The following is a 255-nucleotide window of genomic DNA, read 5'->3' as shown; positions in this document are numbered from 1 at the left end:
ACAGAAGTTTCCACGCTTGAATATATTTTTATTATTTGCTTAGCACTATTTTCTATTGGAATCAGTGCAGGCATAGCATGGCCACATTTGCTCACACGAATTTTACAATGTACAAATGATGAAGATGCTCTCCGTGCCAGTGAATCCCTTACCTCCGTACAACTATTTTCAGCTGCATTGAGTGCAACTCTAGCCGGAGTTATCACCAATCTTGCCGGACTATTTAATCCTGGAGGAACAATAGGAATGATCTTA

1 pseudogene is annotated in these 255 nt (G+C 40.0%); it reads left to right on the top strand.

What is annotated here, in order from left to right:
- Nucleotides 1–255 (top strand): annotated as a pseudogene (locus ACFILW_RS10775) (MFS transporter); the annotation flags it as partial.

The organism is Bartonella sp. TT110JLCBS, assembly GCF_042193405.1.
Taxonomy (GTDB): domain Bacteria; phylum Pseudomonadota; class Alphaproteobacteria; order Rhizobiales; family Rhizobiaceae; genus Bartonella.
The sequence above is the reverse complement of the archived record's forward strand: the minus strand, read 5'-3'. Positions and strand labels throughout refer to the sequence as shown.